At 40.4% G+C, this 18,922-nt stretch carries 20 protein-coding genes; 13 read left to right on the top strand and 7 right to left on the bottom strand.

The window, feature by feature from the left end:
- Positions 1-69: 69 nt before the first annotated feature.
- The 4 genes from ACZ449_RS12955 (at position 70) to ACZ449_RS12940 (ending at position 3,489) form a co-directional block, all read left to right on the top strand.
- Positions 70-330: a hypothetical protein gene (locus tag ACZ449_RS12955; RefSeq protein WP_464261404.1), complete on the top strand. Its 261-nt coding sequence runs from the start codon at positions 70-72 to the stop codon at positions 328-330.
- Between the two features lie 176 nt (positions 331-506).
- Positions 507-1,100, top strand: a complete 594-nt coding sequence (locus ACZ449_RS12950) for a GTP-binding protein (protein ID WP_464261403.1) — start codon at positions 507-509, stop codon at positions 1,098-1,100.
- A complete protein-coding gene (locus ACZ449_RS12945) occupies positions 1,093-1,521 on the top strand; it encodes a hypothetical protein (protein WP_464261402.1) in 429 nt (142 codons plus the stop codon). The genes ACZ449_RS12950 and ACZ449_RS12945 overlap by 8 nt, the downstream gene beginning before the upstream one ends.
- Before the next feature lie 114 nt (positions 1,522-1,635).
- Positions 1,636-3,489 carry an ASKHA domain-containing protein gene (locus tag ACZ449_RS12940; protein ID WP_464261401.1) on the top strand — a complete coding sequence of 618 codons (1,854 nt, stop codon included), beginning with the start codon at positions 1,636-1,638 and terminating at the stop codon, positions 3,487-3,489.
- Between the two features lie 85 nt (positions 3,490-3,574).
- Here the strand turns inward: ACZ449_RS12940 and ACZ449_RS12935 are convergent, their stop codons facing one another.
- Positions 3,575-4,276 (bottom strand): YjbE family putative metal transport protein, encoded by a 702-nt coding sequence (locus ACZ449_RS12935; protein WP_464261400.1) that lies wholly within the window; start codon positions 4,274-4,276, stop codon positions 3,575-3,577.
- Positions 4,277-4,425: 149 nt separating this feature from the next.
- Between ACZ449_RS12935 and ACZ449_RS12930 the strand changes: the two genes are divergently transcribed.
- Positions 4,426-4,920, top strand: coding sequence for a YajQ family cyclic di-GMP-binding protein (locus ACZ449_RS12930; RefSeq protein WP_464261399.1), 495 nt, complete (start codon positions 4,426-4,428; stop codon positions 4,918-4,920).
- A gap of 74 nt (positions 4,921-4,994) precedes the next feature.
- On the opposite strand, the gene ACZ449_RS12925 is transcribed toward ACZ449_RS12930, so the two are convergent.
- From ACZ449_RS12925 to ACZ449_RS12910, 4 genes are all read right to left on the bottom strand, one after another.
- Entirely contained in the window at positions 4,995-5,867 is an 873-nt protein-coding gene (locus ACZ449_RS12925) for a hypothetical protein (protein WP_464261398.1), read from the bottom strand.
- A gap of 15 nt (positions 5,868-5,882) precedes the next feature.
- Positions 5,883-6,248 (bottom strand): response regulator, encoded by a 366-nt coding sequence (locus tag ACZ449_RS12920; RefSeq protein WP_464261397.1) that lies wholly within the window; start codon positions 6,246-6,248, stop codon positions 5,883-5,885.
- 138 nt (positions 6,249-6,386) lie between these two features.
- Positions 6,387-6,713: an STAS domain-containing protein gene (locus ACZ449_RS12915; RefSeq protein ID WP_464261396.1), complete on the bottom strand. Its 327-nt coding sequence runs from the start codon at positions 6,711-6,713 to the stop codon at positions 6,387-6,389.
- Positions 6,714-6,718: 5 nt separating this feature from the next.
- A complete protein-coding gene (locus ACZ449_RS12910; RefSeq protein WP_464261395.1) occupies positions 6,719-8,521 on the bottom strand; it encodes a methyl-accepting chemotaxis protein in 1,803 nt (600 codons plus the stop codon).
- Between the two features lie 220 nt (positions 8,522-8,741).
- On the opposite strand from ACZ449_RS12910, the gene ACZ449_RS12905 reads away from it, so the two are divergent.
- The 7 genes from ACZ449_RS12905 (at position 8,742) to ACZ449_RS12875 (ending at position 16,161) form a co-directional block, all read left to right on the top strand.
- Positions 8,742-9,962: a divergent polysaccharide deacetylase family protein gene (locus ACZ449_RS12905; RefSeq protein WP_464261394.1), complete on the top strand. Its 1,221-nt coding sequence runs from the start codon at positions 8,742-8,744 to the stop codon at positions 9,960-9,962.
- A 163-nt stretch (positions 9,963-10,125) separates the two neighbouring features.
- Positions 10,126-10,833, top strand: a complete 708-nt coding sequence (locus ACZ449_RS12900; RefSeq protein WP_464261393.1) for a GntR family transcriptional regulator — start codon at positions 10,126-10,128, stop codon at positions 10,831-10,833.
- 70 nt (positions 10,834-10,903) lie between these two features.
- Positions 10,904-11,923, top strand: coding sequence for a zinc-binding alcohol dehydrogenase family protein (locus ACZ449_RS12895; RefSeq protein WP_464261392.1), 1,020 nt, complete (start codon positions 10,904-10,906; stop codon positions 11,921-11,923).
- Between the two features lie 145 nt (positions 11,924-12,068).
- Positions 12,069-13,103, top strand: coding sequence for a TRAP transporter substrate-binding protein (locus tag ACZ449_RS12890; RefSeq protein WP_464261391.1), 1,035 nt, complete (start codon positions 12,069-12,071; stop codon positions 13,101-13,103).
- Positions 13,104-13,293: 190 nt separating this feature from the next.
- Positions 13,294-13,839: a TRAP transporter small permease gene (locus ACZ449_RS12885; protein WP_464261390.1), complete on the top strand. Its 546-nt coding sequence runs from the start codon at positions 13,294-13,296 to the stop codon at positions 13,837-13,839.
- Positions 13,839-15,116, top strand: a complete 1,278-nt coding sequence (locus ACZ449_RS12880) for a TRAP transporter large permease (RefSeq protein WP_464261389.1) — start codon at positions 13,839-13,841, stop codon at positions 15,114-15,116. Before ACZ449_RS12885 ends, ACZ449_RS12880 begins: the two co-directional genes overlap by 1 nt.
- Positions 15,117-15,141: 25 nt before the next feature.
- Positions 15,142-16,161, top strand: coding sequence for a zinc-binding alcohol dehydrogenase family protein (locus ACZ449_RS12875; RefSeq protein WP_464261388.1), 1,020 nt, complete (start codon positions 15,142-15,144; stop codon positions 16,159-16,161).
- Here ACZ449_RS12875 and ACZ449_RS12870 read toward each other — a convergent pair.
- Both ACZ449_RS12870 and ACZ449_RS12865 read right to left on the bottom strand, forming a co-directional pair.
- Complete coding sequence (locus ACZ449_RS12870) at positions 16,148-16,990, bottom strand: TIGR03915 family putative DNA repair protein (RefSeq protein ID WP_464261387.1); 843 nt, start codon at positions 16,988-16,990, stop codon at positions 16,148-16,150. The genes ACZ449_RS12875 and ACZ449_RS12870 overlap by 14 nt on opposite strands.
- Complete coding sequence (locus ACZ449_RS12865; protein ID WP_464261386.1) at positions 16,969-18,294, bottom strand: putative DNA modification/repair radical SAM protein; 1,326 nt, start codon at positions 18,292-18,294, stop codon at positions 16,969-16,971. Before ACZ449_RS12865 ends, ACZ449_RS12870 begins: the two co-directional genes overlap by 22 nt.
- 316 nt (positions 18,295-18,610) lie before the next feature.
- On the opposite strand from ACZ449_RS12865, the gene ACZ449_RS12860 reads away from it, so the two are divergent.
- Positions 18,611-18,907 carry an Hpt domain-containing protein gene (locus tag ACZ449_RS12860; protein WP_464261385.1) on the top strand — a complete coding sequence of 99 codons (297 nt, stop codon included), beginning with the start codon at positions 18,611-18,613 and terminating at the stop codon, positions 18,905-18,907.
- The last annotated feature ends 15 nt before the right edge of the window (positions 18,908-18,922 follow it).

Here is an 18,922-nt window from a genome sequence, read left to right as displayed (position 1 = left end):
TCTTCGTTTATCTGCTGGTGTGTAGCTAGTTAGTTGAAAAATCTGGTTTGAAGGAGGGGACTCTCTGCCATGGGACAGGGCGATATAAGAAGTAAAAGTAATTTTAATACTGGTAAAGTTAATAATAAAATTTCTAAGATTGAGGATATTGCGATGCGGCAGGATACCCTGCCTGACAGTCAGAATGAATCCCAGAATGTTCAGGATGATATACGCCCAATTATTAATAGAATATTAAGCATTGCAAAAGAAATTGGTTGGCTTTCTGAGCACAAAGCCCCGGTGGAAAATGATAACATTAAGCCGATCTCGCGAGTATTTTCTCAATAGTAAAATAGAGAAGCTACACTATCTATTCTAGAAATAATCCGGGTTGCAGGGCAATCCGGATTATCTAGATAGAGAAAAAAGCATCCAAGAAAACCTGTCTAACTTGGTAGGTAGATGGTATACTGGTTTTGACATGAATAGATAGCTTGTGTGAGTAAGTAAAAGGTGGAGAAAACATGCGTATTTTACTATTTGGCGGGTTCTTAGGTTCAGGTAAAACCACCACAATATTGCAAATTGCCAAATATATCACCGAAAACAAGTTCGAGACAGTAGCGCTTATTGAAAACGAAATTGGCGAAGCAGGTATTGATGATAAGCTGTTAGCTGATAGCGGCTTACAAGTAAGGCCACTCTTTGGTGGCTGTGTATGCTGCCAGATTACAAGTGATCTAATAACTGCGGTAAGAGAAATAAATGAAACCATTAAGCCAGATTGGCTGATCATTGAAATGACTGGGTTAGCCATTCCAGGGAATATTGCCAAATTGATTAATGAATATTGTAACTTTTATACTGGCTTTAAGACCATAACGATTGTTGATATGGGACGTTGGCCTGAGTTAAAGGAAATTCTAGGTCCCCTTGTTACCGGGCAGGTTGAGAAAACAGATTTTGTTATCATTAATAAAGCAGACATTGAAGGTAATGATAAGGCAGAAATTATCGAAGACATTAAGCAAATTGTCAGTGGCGTACCCATTAAAGTTGCCAGTGCAGCCAATAAACTGCCTCCAGATGTAATTGAGGAGGTAATTCATTTTGAATAAACTCACACACAAACTTAAGCATGGTCATACTAACCCAATAACTGATGCCACAGTGTTTAGTAAATCGTATCACATTAGCTTTGAAAAGCCTGTTATCAAGTCAAATATTGAGAAACTTATAATCCAGCTAATCCAAGATATTGGTAGACCCTTAGCTCATAATGGTATTATCGTCGGTCATATTAAGGTGCTTGCTAAAGTATCAGATGAGGATTTTCAGTTTTTATCACTTACAAGGCTAGACCGGGTGGATGTGAAGTCGTCGTCCCAATGGCAGACTGAATTATCTGGTGAATTTAATAGTATTAATTTGGATATCAACGTATTAGTCTTTGGGTATAAGCGAGAGGTCATAGAAGAAATAGTGAATGGTTCGCTTGTCATTTTACGCTGTTTCGACGCCTCTACTCCCGTTAGCTAGGCGTGTTACATACATTCTGCCAAAAGAAGAACTACCAGCTAATAGAATAGTAGTGGTTCTTCTTTTTGGTGTATATCTGTAGTTTTCTTATTAAGTAGGAAAGAGGGCGTGCATATGATTGAGGTGGCTTCAACATATACATTACGCATTGAAGGTGAAGAACAATATTTTCCATGCGAGCGGGGCAAAACCATTTTGCTTGCTCTTATTGATGGCGGCGTGTTTTTGGAAGCTAATTGTGGTGGTAGAGGCACATGCGGTAAGTGCAAAATACAGGTTATTCAAGGCCAGGTTGGTGGAAAAGACGGAGCTGAAATTCAACCAGATAAGGATAATAATTATCAGGCATGCCAGGTTTACCCTAAGAGCGATCTTACAATTCGGTTGAAAAGTTCTCAGGTAAGTCAAAAGGGGCAAGCTTTTGAAATAGTTATTGAAGATACGATACCTTTACTTGAAAAGGTTGTTTTGGCACCGGCCTATCCTACGGTAGATAACCATTATTCTTTGCAGGAGATGATTTGTCAGGCATTGGATAAACATGCACCTGAGGATAGTACCTTTGACAATAGGAGTAGCATTACTGATACAGCAATACTGCGAAAGCTAAGTGAAGTGGTCGAAACAAAACCTGAGCTCATAACTATTACTATACTTGATAATAAGGCTATAACCGTTGAAGCCGGGGATACGTCAAGTAAACTATACGGTGTGGCATTTGATATAGGTACAACTACTGTTGTTGGCATGTTGATAGATAGTAACGCCAAAAAGATAGTTGCAGTATGCTCTAAAAATAATCCACAAGCCTCCATGGGGGCTGATGTTATTTCCCGGATTCAAGCTACGCACGAGCTGGAGGGCGGATTGGAAAGGTTATCTCAACTTATCCGGCATTGCTTAAATCAAATTATTGTTGAGTTATGTAGCTCAGGCGGGGTAACACAAAATTGTATTTATGCCGTAACTATTGCCGGTAATGCCACGATGGCGCATTTGGTATTAGAAATTTCGCCGTCAACGCTGGTACGCAAGCCATATGCCGCGTTGTTTAATTATATATCACCGCTTAGTCCTAAGGAACTGGAACTGAACATAAACCCTCAAGGGAAAATTATGATACTACCTGCTATTGCAAGCTTCGTTGGCTCAGATACGACGGCTGCGATTCTGGCAGTAGACCAGGATATTGCGGCAGAGCCAATATTAATGGTGGATTTAGGCACCAATGGTGAGATGGTTATCGGAGATGGTAAAAAGCTGTATGCCTGTTCAACAGCAGCCGGGCCGGCATTTGAAGGTGCTCATATCCGGGATGGTATGAGAGCAGCAGCTGGTGCTATCAGTGATGTCACAATAACCGAGCAGGCTGTGTCTGTACAAGTAATTGGCGATGTCATGCCTACTGGCATTTGTGGATCAGGTATTGTAAAGGCTGTTGCCGAACTAGTAAAAATCGGTATATTACACACAAGCGGACGGTTTAATAAACCCGAATTGCTAGACTTACCAGATCATCTACGGCAACGTTTGAAAAAACGAGATGGTCAATGGGAATTTGTTCTTATCAAAGAAGAGAGTAGCCCAAATGGAGCTGATATTTCGATCACTCAAGCTGATGTGCGGCAGATTCAACTAGTAAAATCATCAATATGTACAGGTATTCAATTCTTAATGGAGAAGATGCCTGGTGATACTCAATACAAAGAAGTCTGCCTAGCGGGTGCCTTTGGTAATTATATTGATATTGATAGCGCCTTAACCATTGGAATGTTACCTGGATTTAAGCGAGAGGCGATTCGTTCTGTTGGAAATGCGGCCGGGACAGGTGCAGTTCAGGCACTGTTATCTGCAAAAAAAATGCAAAGATGTGTTAGTATCGCCAACAAAGTCAGCTATGTAGAACTGGCTGCGCAGCCGGGGTTTCAAAATAAATTTTTGGAAAATCTAAATTTTACCAAAGGCTAATTATCAAGCTATTTTCTAACCCAAGGAGAAGGGCAATTACAGCTTTGGCGCAGACCTTGATGTCTGCGCCTTGTTATTGCTACTATTAATTTTTAGCATTACGTTCGGTCTCAACTGTTTCATTACCTAGGGAAGCTGATGTTCTATTTTTGCTTACTACTAAGCCAACCGCAATTACAACTACGGAAAACAGTGCTGCCATATCGGCCTGACTAATTTCATACAAGCCTAGATAATGTGCTATGAAGGAATCAGAGGCAATAATGCTGCCAGAGGTCCAGCCTAAGAATAATGCTCCCAGCCACATGATGAAGGGAAAACGGTCTAAAATACCGGCAATGATTGAAGTGCCACCAATGATGACTGGAAAACTTATGAGCAAGCCTAGCGCTACTAATAACGGATTACCTTCCGTAATTACCGCCACAGCTAACACATTATCCAGACTCATAATCGTATTAGCAATCATGATCTTAAGAATTGTTGGCAGTAAAGCAAGGCTTTCCATTGGTTGACTAAAAGCGGCTTCATTGGAAATGAGTAATTTTACGGCGATCCAAGTAAGAACAATCCCTCCCACTATCTTAAGATAGGGAATATCTAATAAGATTGAGGCGGTATATGTCAGAAGAATCTGCATTACAACGGCTCCAAGACTGCCTAATAACAACACGGTTTTTTGGCGCTGGGGTGCAAGTCCCCGGGTTGCCATAGCAATGGCTATGGCATTATCGCCTGAAAGCAGTAAGTTAACGGCAATGACACTCAAAACAATTGACCAATCCACATAAGTCCCCCCTTATTTTTCTTAATTAGCCTATGCTAATGCGGACTAAAGGGTGAATTGTTCAATAATAGCAGGTTTTTTTGGAGAAACTAGAGAAATATGGTATTATATTTTTAAACGATAGTTTCGTGTGAAAGGGGTTACAAGTTATGGCAAAAGATTGTTCCTTCGATATTGTCTCTGAAGTAGACTTGCAGGAGATGGATAATGCTGTCAATCAAGCAACAAAGGAAATTGGTCAGCGCTACGATTTTAAAGGCAGCAAAGCTGAAATGGTTTTGGATAAAGAATCCTTAAAATTGTCGGCTGAAGATGATTATAAGCTGGGAGCTATGATTGACATTCTTAGAGGCAAGATGGTAAAACGCAATGTTCCCTTAAAGTGTTTGGATATTGGTAAAATTGAGTCTGCTTTCAGTGGTACAGTGAAGCAAACCGTAACTATCCAAAAGGGTATTAGCAAGGAAAAGGCTAAAGAAGTTGTCGGTTATATTAAAGAGCAGAAACTGAAAGTTCAAGCGCAGATTATGGATGACCAGCTACGGGTAACAGGCGCGAAAAAGGATGATTTGCAGGCTGTTATTCAAAAGCTCAAAGAAAAGGATTTCGGCATAGAGTTGCAATGCATTAATTTCCGCTCGTAAAATAGATAAAGGCCCCTATTGTAAAAAAAATTACAATAGGGGCCTTTATCTATTTTCATAATCAATTTAGTTGATTAGTCAATAGCTAGCACAAGTTCAATGCGCCCGCTGGAAATATCTATCGGAATCCGGTATCCGATACACTGTTCAGCATGAGGTATTATAGTTGGTGGCTGTAAATCAAGCTCGAAGCCTTTGTCTGATACATTAATGAGAAAGATACCATTGTGCAAATTCAAAAATTCACTCACACTATCTTTAGCCAGTTCATCAACATGAGTTAAAGGCTCTTGGCTAAAACGGCTGGCAAGATCAACAAGCACAGTATCGCTGAGAATTATTCCAGTAGAAACTGTGTGATTACCAATCGCTTGCTGGGAGACAAACCAGCCATCAGTCGTTTTGCTTAATGATTGCGGCCAGGCTAATATCGGGCGTTCACCGAGAAAACGAATTATATTTTTCAGAAAAAGTGCGACATAATCATAGTAAAATTGGGGAACGTCATTCTCAGGAAAATCAAGGAATAAATAAACGATTTCGTCCAGGTTGCCGGACTGAATAGCTTGGAGTTGTTCGGTAGTTACCTGGGTATCTTGTTTAAATTGATTAAGCGCTGTTTCTAATTGAGTTAACGTGAGGTAGCCTTTATCAACAATTGCCTGACTTAGGCTCAAATGGCGGCTGTCCTGTTGGGAAAGCAGGCTATCAACCTGCGGCTGGGTAAGATAACCTTTAGTGATGGCAATTTCGCCAAACCGTTGATCCATCGTTCGTTGTAGTTCATGTACTTCGTCAACTTGACTGGCTGTCATAAAATTATTATTAATTGCCAAAACACCAAGCTTTACACGAGTTGATTCTGCCAATGACAGTAACTCGCAAAGCTGGCTGGCAGAAATGAGATTTGTATTAAAAAGGTATTGGCCCAAATATTGTGTATACATTAGTAGCTGCTCCTTTTAGTCAATATGACCAATCGCTTTGGCAATTTGTTCGTTGGTGTAGGGTTTTTGGATAAAATCAGCAGCGCCATGTTTTAGGGCTTCTAGAAGTCTGGGTGAAGTGCCGGCTGATGACAGCATAATAACACGTGCGTTTTTGTCGTATTGTTTGATTTGTTTGAGGGTTTCCAGGCCATTAAGCTCAGGCATTACAATATCTAAAAATATTGTGTTAGGTGTATGCAGTTTGAACAATTCAACACACTCAAGGCCATTTTTAGCCTCATAAACTTGGCAATGCATTTCCTCAAGTGTTGCGCGGAGTTTTTTTCGAATAAGCATTGAGTCATCACAGATTAATACTTTGCAGGTGAGAGATTCCATAGTAAACTCCTTCCATTACTTAACTAATGATTTAAAAGATATATTCTAGTTTAAGTAGCAAATTCCCTTGTGATTTTTATAAATACAATACAAGATTTACAAAAATCACTAAATTTATGAGTTAGTAATGGAGTTTTTCTACGCTACTGCATGATCAGTATCGGCAATAGTAAAGGCTTTACTCAGCCGGGTGCGGTCAAAGGCAGTTTTGACTGTGCCGTGCAAGCCTCGAATAGCGAGGTTGCCGCCACTTTGCAGGGCTCGTTTTTGAATGGTAACAAGGATACCCAGTCCGGTTGAATCAATATTGGTTACATGAGAAAAATCCATTGTAAAGCTGTTGTAACCATTTGCAATATACGTTAGCAGTGTCTCACGAAGCTGGGCGGCTACTGCTCCTCGCAAGCTTCCTGTCAAATTTGCGATAACCTGGCTGTTTTCAATAAGAAACTCATGGTGTTCCATTCTCTTTATACCTCCACATGATTCAAATTTTTATTGTCTATTTTGAAAAATTCTATGGCAACCTGTAAGCTGCTCGCCATTTGGTTGGTCTGAGTAGAGTTGATTGCCAGCGCATTCATGACGTTAGCGGTCTGTTTGGTGGTTGTTAAGACTGTTTCGGCCTGTTCTGCCGTGTTTTCAATCACAGTTGCTAAAGAGTCAATTAAATCAATAATTTTATCTGAATGAGTGACTTCTTCATCAGTGATGGATAACACGGCTTCAATGTCAGTTACAGTGCTGGTTACTGCTGAAAAAATATCATTTAATGCCTGCTGAGCTTGAACGGCACTGATTACGCCAGTTTCTACTTCGGCTCGGCTGCCCTGCATAGCCTCAACCGCGGCTGCAGTGCTTTCATTTACTCTTTGAATAAGTGCCACAACTTCTGAGGCTCCCTTCGTGGATTGCTCGGCCAGCTTTTTGACTTCTTGCGCTACTACCGCGAAACCACGGCCAGCTTCACCTGCCCGGGCAGCTTCGATAGCAGCGTTTAGGGAAAGCAAGCTGGTCTGTGAGGCAATCCCTGTTATGGTGTCAGTGATAGCACCAATTTTGGCGATATATTGTTTAAGGGTCCCCATTAACTCCTCGGTTTCCAGCGTTTTGCAGCAGATGTTATTCATGCGGGTAACTGTACTGGTCATAGTCTCGCGACCCTCCAAGGCTGTATTCAGTGTCAATTTTGAGTTAGCAACCGCTGATGTGGCTTCACGCTTGGCAATGTCGGTGAGTGAGGAAAGCTCTAAAAGTGATTTAGATACTTCGATAACCGAAACTGTGCCGACAGCAGCGTCAGTGGCTAAGAGAGTACTATAACCTGCTAACTCAGCAGCGGTAGCCGAGACTTGCTCAACAGATGCTGCCGTTTCCTCTGAAGCGACGACTACCTGTTCAGCCGATGAAGATACTGTTCCCACCAAAGAATGTAGGTTAGCGACCATGGAATTGATGGCAGTACCCAAGCGACCTAGTTCATCGTTAGTAGTGACCGAAATTTCAGGCATTGCCAGATTGCCGGCGGCAACTTGTTCGACGCAAGTAACCATGTTGCGGATTTCGCGGAGGGTTCGTTGTAGGATGAAGAGTACCAGGGCAATGGTTGTGATTAACCCGGCAATAATCATGGTTGAAAACAGCACAATCAGCCAATGATATCTGTCAGTAGCGGCCTGATATTCTTTTTGGGCTAATTCCAGTTGCAGATCCATGAGTTCAGACAGTTTGCCTGACACCGGCTCAATACTTGAGTACAATTCTTCAATCATAAAAGCATGTAAGGCTTTTTTGTCTTCTTTGATCATGATGGCAGTGGCATTGGCAAGTGCACCTTCAGCAATTCCCAAGAAACCGTCAATTTGAGCAACCATCCGTTCTTCTTCGTTTGTTGCTGCATGGCTTTTGTAAGTAGCCCATTGCTGTTTAATGATTGTAGTGCCTTCAGTAAGTTTGTTCCGCCCTAAGGCCCAGGCCATGTGGTTGTCACTAACCTTGTGACAGGTGTCGATAACATTTACAGTAAGAGCATCAGACATAAGCTTAAGTTCTTGCAGCGTTATAATGCGACTGGTATACATGTTTTTCAAACTATCATTAGACGCTTTTATGCCCTGCAGCCCAACTATGCCAATAATAATCGATAACAGGGAAAGGATAGCTACAACGATGAGCAGCTTAGTACGTAAACTTAGCTGGTAATGTAATGGTAGTTTTGTAGGCAGAGAAAGCCAGTTAGGTAGGTGAATAACAAATTTTTTTAGAAAATTCACGTTATAACTCCTTTATAGCCAGATATATTGGTAAGAAAATCAGGCATATAATAAATGTTACTCTTTACCAGGCCATTATCCTCCAGTGGTAATTTAAGCTCTTGTTAACTTTATGTTAAGATTAGGTAAAGTGGCTAAATAATAGAATCAAGTAGACATAGTAGATGGCGAAATATATAATTATTTAGGAAAGTATATGGATGGGCGAGGAGAATTCCCTATGGCGAGAAAAAAGAGTAATTTTAAATGGATTGCAGTAATTATAGTTATTTTAGCCGCTGTTATTTATTACCAGTCAATGCAGACACCGGAAAAATCACCGTCGCCTAGTCCGGGCTATGAACTGGAAAAGACGGGGGCGGGTGTGGTGCTTGACTTCACAGCAAGGGCATCAAAGATTCATACCGCAGTGGATAGTGGTTTGAGCAATGCGGCGCTAATCCCGAGAGAGATTAAAGAGGAAAAACGCGAGGTCTCACGCAAAGGGGTGGAAGGGATTATCCGTTGGCATACTCGAAGCATGCTGGTGGTGATTCAGGAATCCATGTCACTGGAAGGCTTAGAACAGGCGCTAACTCCGTTAGCTAACAAAGCCGGCGGTAAGATCATTGGGAATGAGCCGGATAACTATAATGGCGTGCCGGCTGTGCGGCTGGATATGGGCATAAAGGATGTTCTTAACAGTGAGCCACTTACATTAGTGACGGATCGTTTATATATCATTAAAGCCAATGGTACATTGCCGTCTACTACACCACCTAAGCCCAAGGTCGAGGCTGGTGCAGGCGATATGGCGATAGTGGTTGATGATTGTGGGTATACCATGGAACCTGTTGCTGGGTTTGCCGATATGGGCCGCCCTATTACGTTTGCCGTTTTGCCCTATCGTTCCTACAGTAATGAGGCTGCCGCCAGGGCGCTCAGTGCAGGCCACTTGGTTATGCTGCATTTACCGTTAGAACCGATAGACGCTAGCGCAGCGACAGAGCCGACAGTGATTACTGTTACTATGAGTGATGAGGAAATCAAGCAAACGGTAATCAAAGCCCTTGCTTCTATACCTGGAGTTAAAGGGGTCAATAACCATCAAGGCTCAAGAGCAACAGCTGACCGTCGAGTTATGCAGGCTGTACTTGGTGTTCTTAAATCACAAAATTTGTTTTTCATTGACAGCCGAACTATCGGCAAAACGGTGGGTGCTGAGGTTGCGAGGCAGCTGGGGGTAAGAACTGGGGAAAATGAGTTGTTTTTGGATAACAGTTCAGATATAGGATTAATCAAAAAACAACTACGAAAAGCAGTTGATATGGCACACAAGAATGGTAGTGTGACTGTTATTGGTCATGCCCGTCCCAATACAGTCATTGCAGTACGAGAGATGATTCCCGAAATGGAAGCTGCCGGTATTCGAATGGTCTATGCCAATCAGTTGTTGAATTAAAGATAGTTTCAAAACATAGCATCTGAATTGTTGTATAGTTTCCTATACTTTGAAAAATTAAAAAAGTTATATTGACTTTATAATCTGAAAATGGTAGCATACTTGTATACAAGTATGCTACCAACAAAAAACTAGTCTTAACAAGGAAAAAAGGATAATTGACGTGTTGAATTTAGAATTGGAAAAAAGAGAAGTCGCAGAATCTGTTAAAGATTATGCTTATAGGATTTTAAGAAAGAATATAATTTATCTTAATATTAAACCAGGTGAAGCCATTAGTGAGAACACAGTAGCTTTAGCTCTTAACATTAGCAGAACTCCTGTGCGAGAGACTTTTGCAAAGCTTGTAAACGATAATCTTCTGGAGGTATATCCCCAGAAGGGTACGTATGTACCGCTTATCGATATGAAAAGAGTACGAGAGTCTGTGTTTATGCGTGTTACAATGGAAGACGCTATTATTAAAGAAGCATGTACTAATTTTCCTGTGGAATATTTGTTTTTACTTGAATCAAATTTAAATCAGCAATTGTTTTGTTATAGTAAAAATAAAATCGATAAAGTACTTGAGCTGGATAATGAAATGCATGAACTCATTTATCAGGGCTGTGGTATGGAAAATATATGGTCTGCTATAAAAAGTATTGGTTCAGATCAATATAGGGTTCGTTTTTTAAAGTTAGCCACAAAAATAAGATGGGATGAAACTATTGAAGAGCATAGACAAATTATTCAAGCGATTAAAAATAAGGATAGTGAAGCTGGATATAAAGTTATGCATGAACATGTAATGAAAATTGACAATGACATAGAAGTGCTTATAAAAAAATATCCTGATTATTTTAAGAAGGATTCATTAATTGCAAAATAATTTTTTTGAATCATCTTGTATACAAGTATTACAAGCATACAGATCAATATAAAGGTGACGAGGTGTAGGTATGAAGGCTATTAAAGTAATTAAACCCGGAAATATACAAATCACGGAGGAGGAAATTCCAAAGATTCTAGATCCCCATGTTGTAGTAGTCAAAATAAAAGCTGCTGGCATTTGCGGTTCGGATATTAGCATTTTTAAAGGAACTTCTCCAGTGGCAACGTATCCAAGAGTTATCGGTCATGAATTTGCCGGTGAAGTTGTAGAGATTGGTTCAGCTGTGACACGGGTGCAAGTAGGCGATCATGTGTCGATAAATCCTGTAATAGGATGTGGCGAATGCCGTGTTTGTAAAAAAGGAAGAAGTAATGTATGCGCTGCTATGACTGTTGTAGGTGTACACATGGATGGCGGATTTAGAGAATATGCGGCAATGCCTGAAAATAATGTGTTTAAGGTCTCTAACGATATTTCATGGGAACAAGCAGCTATTATTGAACCATATACGGTTGCGGCGCAAGCTGTTTCTAGAGGTAATGTACAGGCCGATGATACGATATTAATTCTTGGCTGTGGGCCTAATGCACTTACAATTCTTCAAGTGGCTAAGATGATAGGTGCAAAATGTATTATGAGTGATATCGTTGACGGCAGACTTAAAAGAGCCAAAGAATTTGGTGCTGATATAGTAATTAACTCGCTAGAAGATGATGTTGAGCAGAAGATAATGGAACTTACAAGCGGCGCCGGGGTTGATGTTGCCATTGATGCTGCTTGTGCAGGCACTACCTTAGAGCAGGCAATAGCGTGTACAAGACCTGCAGGGACTGTTGTTACGATGGGATTTTCGGATAAGCCATCTAACATCCGGGAACTTGATATTACTAAGAAAGAGCTAGATGTTAAAGGCACAAGATTGAATAATGGAAAGTTTCCCAAGGTTATTGAGTGGATTGAGTCAGGCTGTATTGATTCTAGCAAAATTATAACAGACACTTTTTGCTTTACTGATATAGACAAAGCCTTTGATAAGATTAAAAATGATCCTGAACATGTTTTAAAAGTTATTTTGAAATTTGATTAGCTTGCTTTAAAAATATCTTTTACGGTGGCCAAATCGTTTGCCTTTCATGACGGACATCCCCAGGCTTCAGAGTGTCAGCTATTCTTTGTGTCCGAAAAAAGGCAATACGGTTCAAAAAAATATATTAATCAAGGGGGAAGAATGTGTGAGATTAAATGTAAGTAAGATGACTAAGGGAACTTTAGTAGCTTTATTATGTGCTGCCATGCTCACCGGATGCGGTACAAACAGTAAAAACGCCGATAATGCCGCTGCCGGAAAAACAACAACAATTAAGGTAGCTACCGTAGTATCAGCCAATCATCCGATGAATGAAGCACTTAAATCAACTTTTAAGCCTTTAGTAGAACAAGGGTCAAACGGTGCATTAAAAGTTGAAATTTATGATTCTGGTGTTCTTGGCGGCGAAAAAGAACTGTGGGACAGTGTAAGAAATGGCAACATACAAGTAGTTTCTATCGGAACAGTTATGTGGAATGAAGTTGATAAAATGGCCGTTCCTGATTTTCCGTTTCTCTTTAGAGATCTGGCTCATGCCAAAAAAGTATACACAGGTGAAATTGGCAAAGAACTGGCCGGCGATTTAGAGAAAAAGACAGGTGTACACTTCCTATCATGGCATCCAAACGGCGTTAGAAACTTTAGCAGTAATAAACCTATAAATACTATTGAAGATTTTAAGGGTATGAGATTAAGAATGCCCAATAATCCGATTCATCTGCAAGTCGGGAAGCTTCTAGGCGCGAACGTAACTCCTTTGCCGATGGGGGAAGTTTTCACAGCCTTAGAGCAAAAAGTTGTTGACGGACAAGATAATCCTATTGCGGCCTTAAGAACGGAAGGCTGGTATGAAGTACAATCTAATGTTTTTGAGTCAAATCATATGATTACATCGTTGGAACTTCTAGCTAGCGATAAAATGATGAAAGGTTTATCAGAAGAACAGCGTAAGCTCGTAACAGAGGCGGCTCTGAAAACATCGGAAGAGTCATGGAAACTATATGAAAAAGGTCTGGCAGAGGATAAAAAATTCCTGCAGGATAATAAGATTAAATTTACAACTCCGGACGATGCTACTAGACAGAAATTAGTTGAACTAATGCAGCCTGTATACGATGATTTGTACAAAAAATACTCATGGGCTAAGGAATTGGTTGAGAGAATTAGAAACGTAAAATAATATAAAACAAATCTTAAATAGTCTCATGCCAAATAATGTTATTTTACAGTATTTGGCATGAGATATTAATGACTGGGATAAAGTAGTGGGAGTTATCTTTTCCCTTCAGGTGGAATGTACAGTTGACAAGATTTGATATGAATTTCCACTAATCTTATGGGCTTACTACTATTGCATGAGGAGGGAAACCATGATGAATAATGCTTTGAATAAGCTATTTAAATCGTTCGAAGTACTAATGTTTCTTATGTTACTAGGGATGGTTGCACTTGTATTTATGAATGTAATTTTACGGTATTTCTTCAATTCAGGTATCACTTGGTCTGAAGAATTAGCTCGCTATCTGTTTATATGGTTGATTTTTATCGGTGCTATTGGAGCTATGCGTGATAATGTCCATTTAGGTGTTGATACAGGAATCAAAAGACTAAAGCCAAAAGCGCAGAAGGTTGTTTATCTATTAGGACAAGTTCTTATACTTGTTATCATGATAATGCTGGCACAGGGCAGCTTTGACTTAACAATGATCAATTTAAATGCGAAAGCCTCAGCGACTAATCTTCCGCTGTGGTGTGTTTATGGCATTGGTGTTGTTACAAGTATATGTATAAGTATCAATGTTGTTGTTAACATGTATAAAGCATTATTTGTAGAGGGATCGTTGGAATCGCTTATACAATTGGAAGAATCGGAAGAAGATTTGCCGGCAAATCATGAAAGAGACGGTGAAAAGTAATGGCATTAGTAATTTTCGTTGTAGCTTTATGTGTGGTTATGGCTATGGGTGTGCCAATTGCTTTTGCGCTTTTATTCACCGGCTTAGCATTGATGATTCACTTAGACACGTTTAGTACCCAAATTCTTGCGCAAAATTTAATTAGCGGTGCTGATAACTATGCTATGATGGCAGTCCCCTTTTTCATCCTGGCAGGGGACCTCATGAATGCCGGAGGCTTGACAAAGCGCATAGTAAATTTCTCATCAGCCCTTGTGGGACATATCCGTGGTGGATTAGGCTATGTTGCTATCCTGGCAATCGTTTTATTTGCGAGTCTAGTTGGTTCTGCGGTTGCTAGTACGGCGGCACTAGGTGCCATTTTGATTCCAATGATGGTAAAGTCAGGCTATAACAGAGATCGATCAACAGGCTTGATTGCAGCAGGAAATTTATTAGCCCCGATTATTCCACCAAGTGTTCCAATGATATTCTTTGGTGTAACTGCAGGAGTATCGATAAGTAAGCTCTTTATAGCTGGAATTGTGCCAGGATTGATAATTGCTATAGCGTTAGCTATTACCTGGGGAATAATTTCTCGTAAGGATAAAACTGATATATTACCAAGAAAAAGCTTCAAGGAAATTTTTAAGGTTTTTATAGATTCAATATGGGCACTATTGTTACCATTTATAATCGTCGTAGGTATGAGAGGCGGCGTTTTTACTCCAACAGAAGCCGGAGTTGTTGCTGTGGCTTACGCCTTATTCGTAGGATTTGTTGTTTATCGTGAGTTGACCTTAAAGAAATTTTATGACGCGTTTGTTTCTTCTGCAAAATCTACCAGTGTAATCATGTTTTTAGCAGCGGCTGCGATGGTATCGGCTTGGCTCATGGCTATTGGCAATATACCAGGGATTGTAACAGAAATGCTTCGCCCTTTTATGGGAGACAAGATTATTCTTATGCTTGTGATTAACTTTATAGTTATACTGGTAGGTACAGCAATGGATGTAAATCCTACTATCTTAATACTAACTCCAGTATTAATGCCTATAGTTAAACAAGCGGGAATTGATCCAGTATACTTTGGCGTTGTATTTGTTATTAACAACGTAATTGGACTTTTGACGCCGCCAGTTGGAACCGTGCTTAACGTTGCCTGCGGAGCAGGAAAAATCAGCATGGAAAGACTAGTAAAAGCAATTATGCCTTTCTTTATTGTGGAATGCGCCATATTATTATTGTTAATATTGTTCCCACAAATTATCATGGTTCCTTTGAAAATGTTTATGTAATTCATATGATGTCGGGGGAGATTTAATGAAAGCGATAAAGGTTTCAGAGCCTTTCAAATTAGAAATCACTGAAGTTGAAAAGCCGAAAATTGAAAATCCTGGTGAAGTATTAGTTAAAATAAAAGCAGGCGGAATTTGTGGTTCTGATTTGGGAATTTACAAAGGGACAAATTCTCTTGCAACATATCCGCGGGTTATTGGTCATGAATTTGCAGGTGTTGTTCAAGAAATTGGCGAGTGTGTAGAAGGGATAGCTGTTGGGGATAAGGTAGCAGTAGATCCTGTTGTTAGCTGTGGTGAATGTTACGCCTGCACCCATGGTAGACATAATGTGTGTGAAAGTCTGGAAGTAATGGGCGTGCATCGAGATGGCGGATTTTGTGAATATATTGTAGTAAACTATAAAAATTTATATAAGACTACAAAGGATACTGCATTTGAAACACTTTGTCTTGTGGAGCCTTTTACGATTGGGGCTCAAATCAACTTCAGAGGGCAAATCGGCGGGGATGATACCGTTTTGATTATGGGGTGCGGTCCAATTGGTTTAACCGCTCTTCAAATAGCAAAAAAGAATGGCGCTCGAGTTATAATGACAGATCTGATTGAAAAGCGTCTGAATATGGCCAAGGAAATGGGCGCAGATAGAGTTGTAAATGTAAAAGAAGAAGAGCTGCAAACAGCTATCCATGAATTTACAAACAATGTTGGTATCAATGTTGTGGTAGACGCAGTCTGTAGTACTAAATCATTTGAACAGGCAGTTGAGGTAACTTCACCGGCAGGGCGTATTGTTGTAATTGGATTAATATCACAGCCCTCTGAAATTGTACAGGCAGCTATTACCAAAAAGGAACTTACCATTACAGGATCAAGACTAAGTAATTATAAGTTTAGTGATGTTATTCAGTGGATGGATGCCGGTGAAATAAAACCTGAACTGATTAGATCACATATGTATAATTACACTGAGATAAAAACAGCAATTGATGTTGCTGTTAATAATCCGCAAGATGTTTGTAAAATAGTTATTAAGTTTGATTAGGACTTCTTAATTTTTCAGGCACAGGAGTGCTCAATAAGTTCACGCTAGAGCTAGACAGCTTTCGCGTGATATTTTTTTGTGTACGCGCAAACTCTGTCATGTATGCCCAGTAACGCTTTGGCATATGGCTCATGCGGCACTCAGGGTTATACCGTCCTTGTATTGCAATGGTATCGTAAAACAGCTGCCATAGTTCGCGAAAATGTTGCTCCTCCTCATCTACTTCAGGCAATTCAAGGGCGCCAATCGGAATGACCGCAGATTGGTATGGCTGATATACCAGTCCCATACCATGGGTTTTATCATGGATTAAAAAGCGCTCTTCGGGATAACGTTCACAAAAATGCTGTACGAGCAGTGGCAATACATAATTTTTGGGCTCTATTTCGCCCACAAGAACCTTGTTGATGATAGAAAATCGCAGAAAGCCTTTTAACAAATGGCTTTCCCCCTCTAAATGCTTAACTGCTTTAAGAAGGGTATTTACTATGTCGTCTGTCAGCATATTCATTACAGACTGGCCATGGCGGAACCCTAGACGCAGAAATAACAAGATATATAACTCTTTTTGTAAAAGGCAAGTTAAAAAAGCGTGTTGGACAAAATTAAGTGCCGATGCTCCCATTTTTTTTGGAATAGAATCCAGCACCCGTTTGGCTTTTTGTGCGTCAGTCGGGATGCTCTTTGTGGCAAAGAGCATGGCGTGTGAGGCCTCGGGCAGAAGAATATCTATTGGAATTTCTTTATTTTCGTAGCTTTCAAATACGCAGCATAATAATCCATCAAAACTTCCGTCATAGCAATAAATTAGCTCAGATTGGGTAGGCATTTTCGTAGATCCTCCTGTGGTGATGATAGCAGTGACGGCTGCTCAAAAAGAGAAAGTTGTTCTGTAGGTGATGAAAAACCAAAATGATATAGTTCTCGCGTTTTATCAGATAGTAAGGAGCGGACCATCGTGTTCGGAGTAAGCTTTATATCAGGTGCTGTGTTGCCGCTGCAAGTAACAAAATACTGGGCTCGCTTGAGGACAACTCCTAATGATTTGAGTCCGTTAAAATAAAGAGTTGTTGTACGCCGGGCAGTAAGAATCCGTTTGGCACTTGTTACGCCAATCCCTGGTACTCGAAGTAAGTCACGGTAGGGAGCACGGTTCACATCCACAGGAAAAAAATCCAGATGATTGAGTGCCCAGTTACATTTAGGATCTAAATAGGGATTAAAATTTTGATGCTGTTGATCAAGAAGCTCGTTAGCGGCAAAACCGTAAAACCTGAGCAGCCAGTCGGCCTGATAAAGGCGGTGTTCGCGCCATAATGGTGGTTTTGAATCTATTGTTGGTAGAAGACTATTTTCTGCTACTGGCATATAGGCAGAGAAAAAGACGCGCTTAAGTTTATATTTCTGGTAAAGTCCTTCCGTTAAATTTAATATTTGATAATCCGATTCTGGGGTAGCTCCTATTATCATTTGCGTGCTTTGCCCTGCCGGAACAAACTTGGGAGTGTGCCGGTATTTTACTAAATCCCGTGAGTTTTCCTGTATTCGATTTTGAATATAGCCCATAGGTGTAAGGATGGAGTGCTTGGATTTGTCTGGTGCCAGTAGCTGCAAACTGTTCTGGGAAGGTAGTTCAATATTCACACTCATTCGGTCAGCAAGCATACCCAGGCGGGCCAGCAGCAGGCTGTCAGCACCAGGGATAGCTTTGGCATGGATATACCCGGAAAATCGATATTCTTCGCGAAGGATGCGCAGCGCTTCAATCATTTGTTCGCAGGTATAGTCTGGATTTTTTAGTACGCCGGAACTTAAAAAAAGTCCTTCAATGTAATTGCGGCGATAAAAATTCATCGTTAGTTCAGCGAGTTCCCGTGGTGTAAAAAAGGCCCGCGGCGTGTCATTGGATAAGCGATTGACGCAGTATTGGCAATCGTAAGCGCAAACATTGGTCATCAGTACTTTTAACAGGGAAATGCACCGTCCGTCTGCTGAAAAACTGTGACAAATTCCACAAGCAGCGGCATTGCCAATTCCACCAGCCGATGCTTTTTTATTCACTCCACTTGATGTGCAGGCTACATCATATTTTGCAGCATCGGTTAGAATTTTTAACTTATCGAAAACATCCATATACTTCAGCCCCTTACTTGCCGTTAGTATTATGTCAAAACGTATAGTTTATAAATAGAATACCACAAGAACAAGTGTTTTACAAACATTTGTTCTTGTGGTATTCTGGCAGATAAAATAGTCTGTACAGCAGGAAAAGAGAGACATTGTGTCGAAAAACGTAGCAGGACTGTGGAGATTTATATGAGAAAGATGCCCAGCTTATTTAAGTATATAAAATAGAAGGTTTAAAATTCAAAAATGAAGGAGTTGAAAAACCGAAACAAGAGTGCAAACTTACTTAGGTTTTTGTAAGTTTCTTGTAACGGAAGCTAGTGTGAACAACCGTGTTGTGATTGATAGTGACCTGGAGGATTTAATTCCGGGCTTTATAGAGAAACGTCAAGAAGATATTCAGGCAATTAACGCTGCCGCAGCTACCGGGGATTATGAAACAATAATAAATATTGGCCATAATCTCAAGGGTATTGGGGGCGGTTATGGTTTTGCTAGGATAACAAAACTGGGGGCGGCCATTGAACAGGCTGGCAAGCAACAGGAAGGCGATAAGGCCTGCGAATTAGTGCAAGTAATGAAAACGTATCTTGAACATGTCGAAATTCACTACGAATAGCGGCTTGGAGGTTAT

Source organism: Desulfosporomusa polytropa (assembly GCF_055380075.1).
The sequence above is the reverse complement of the archived record's forward strand: the minus strand, read 5'-3'. Positions and strand labels throughout refer to the sequence as shown.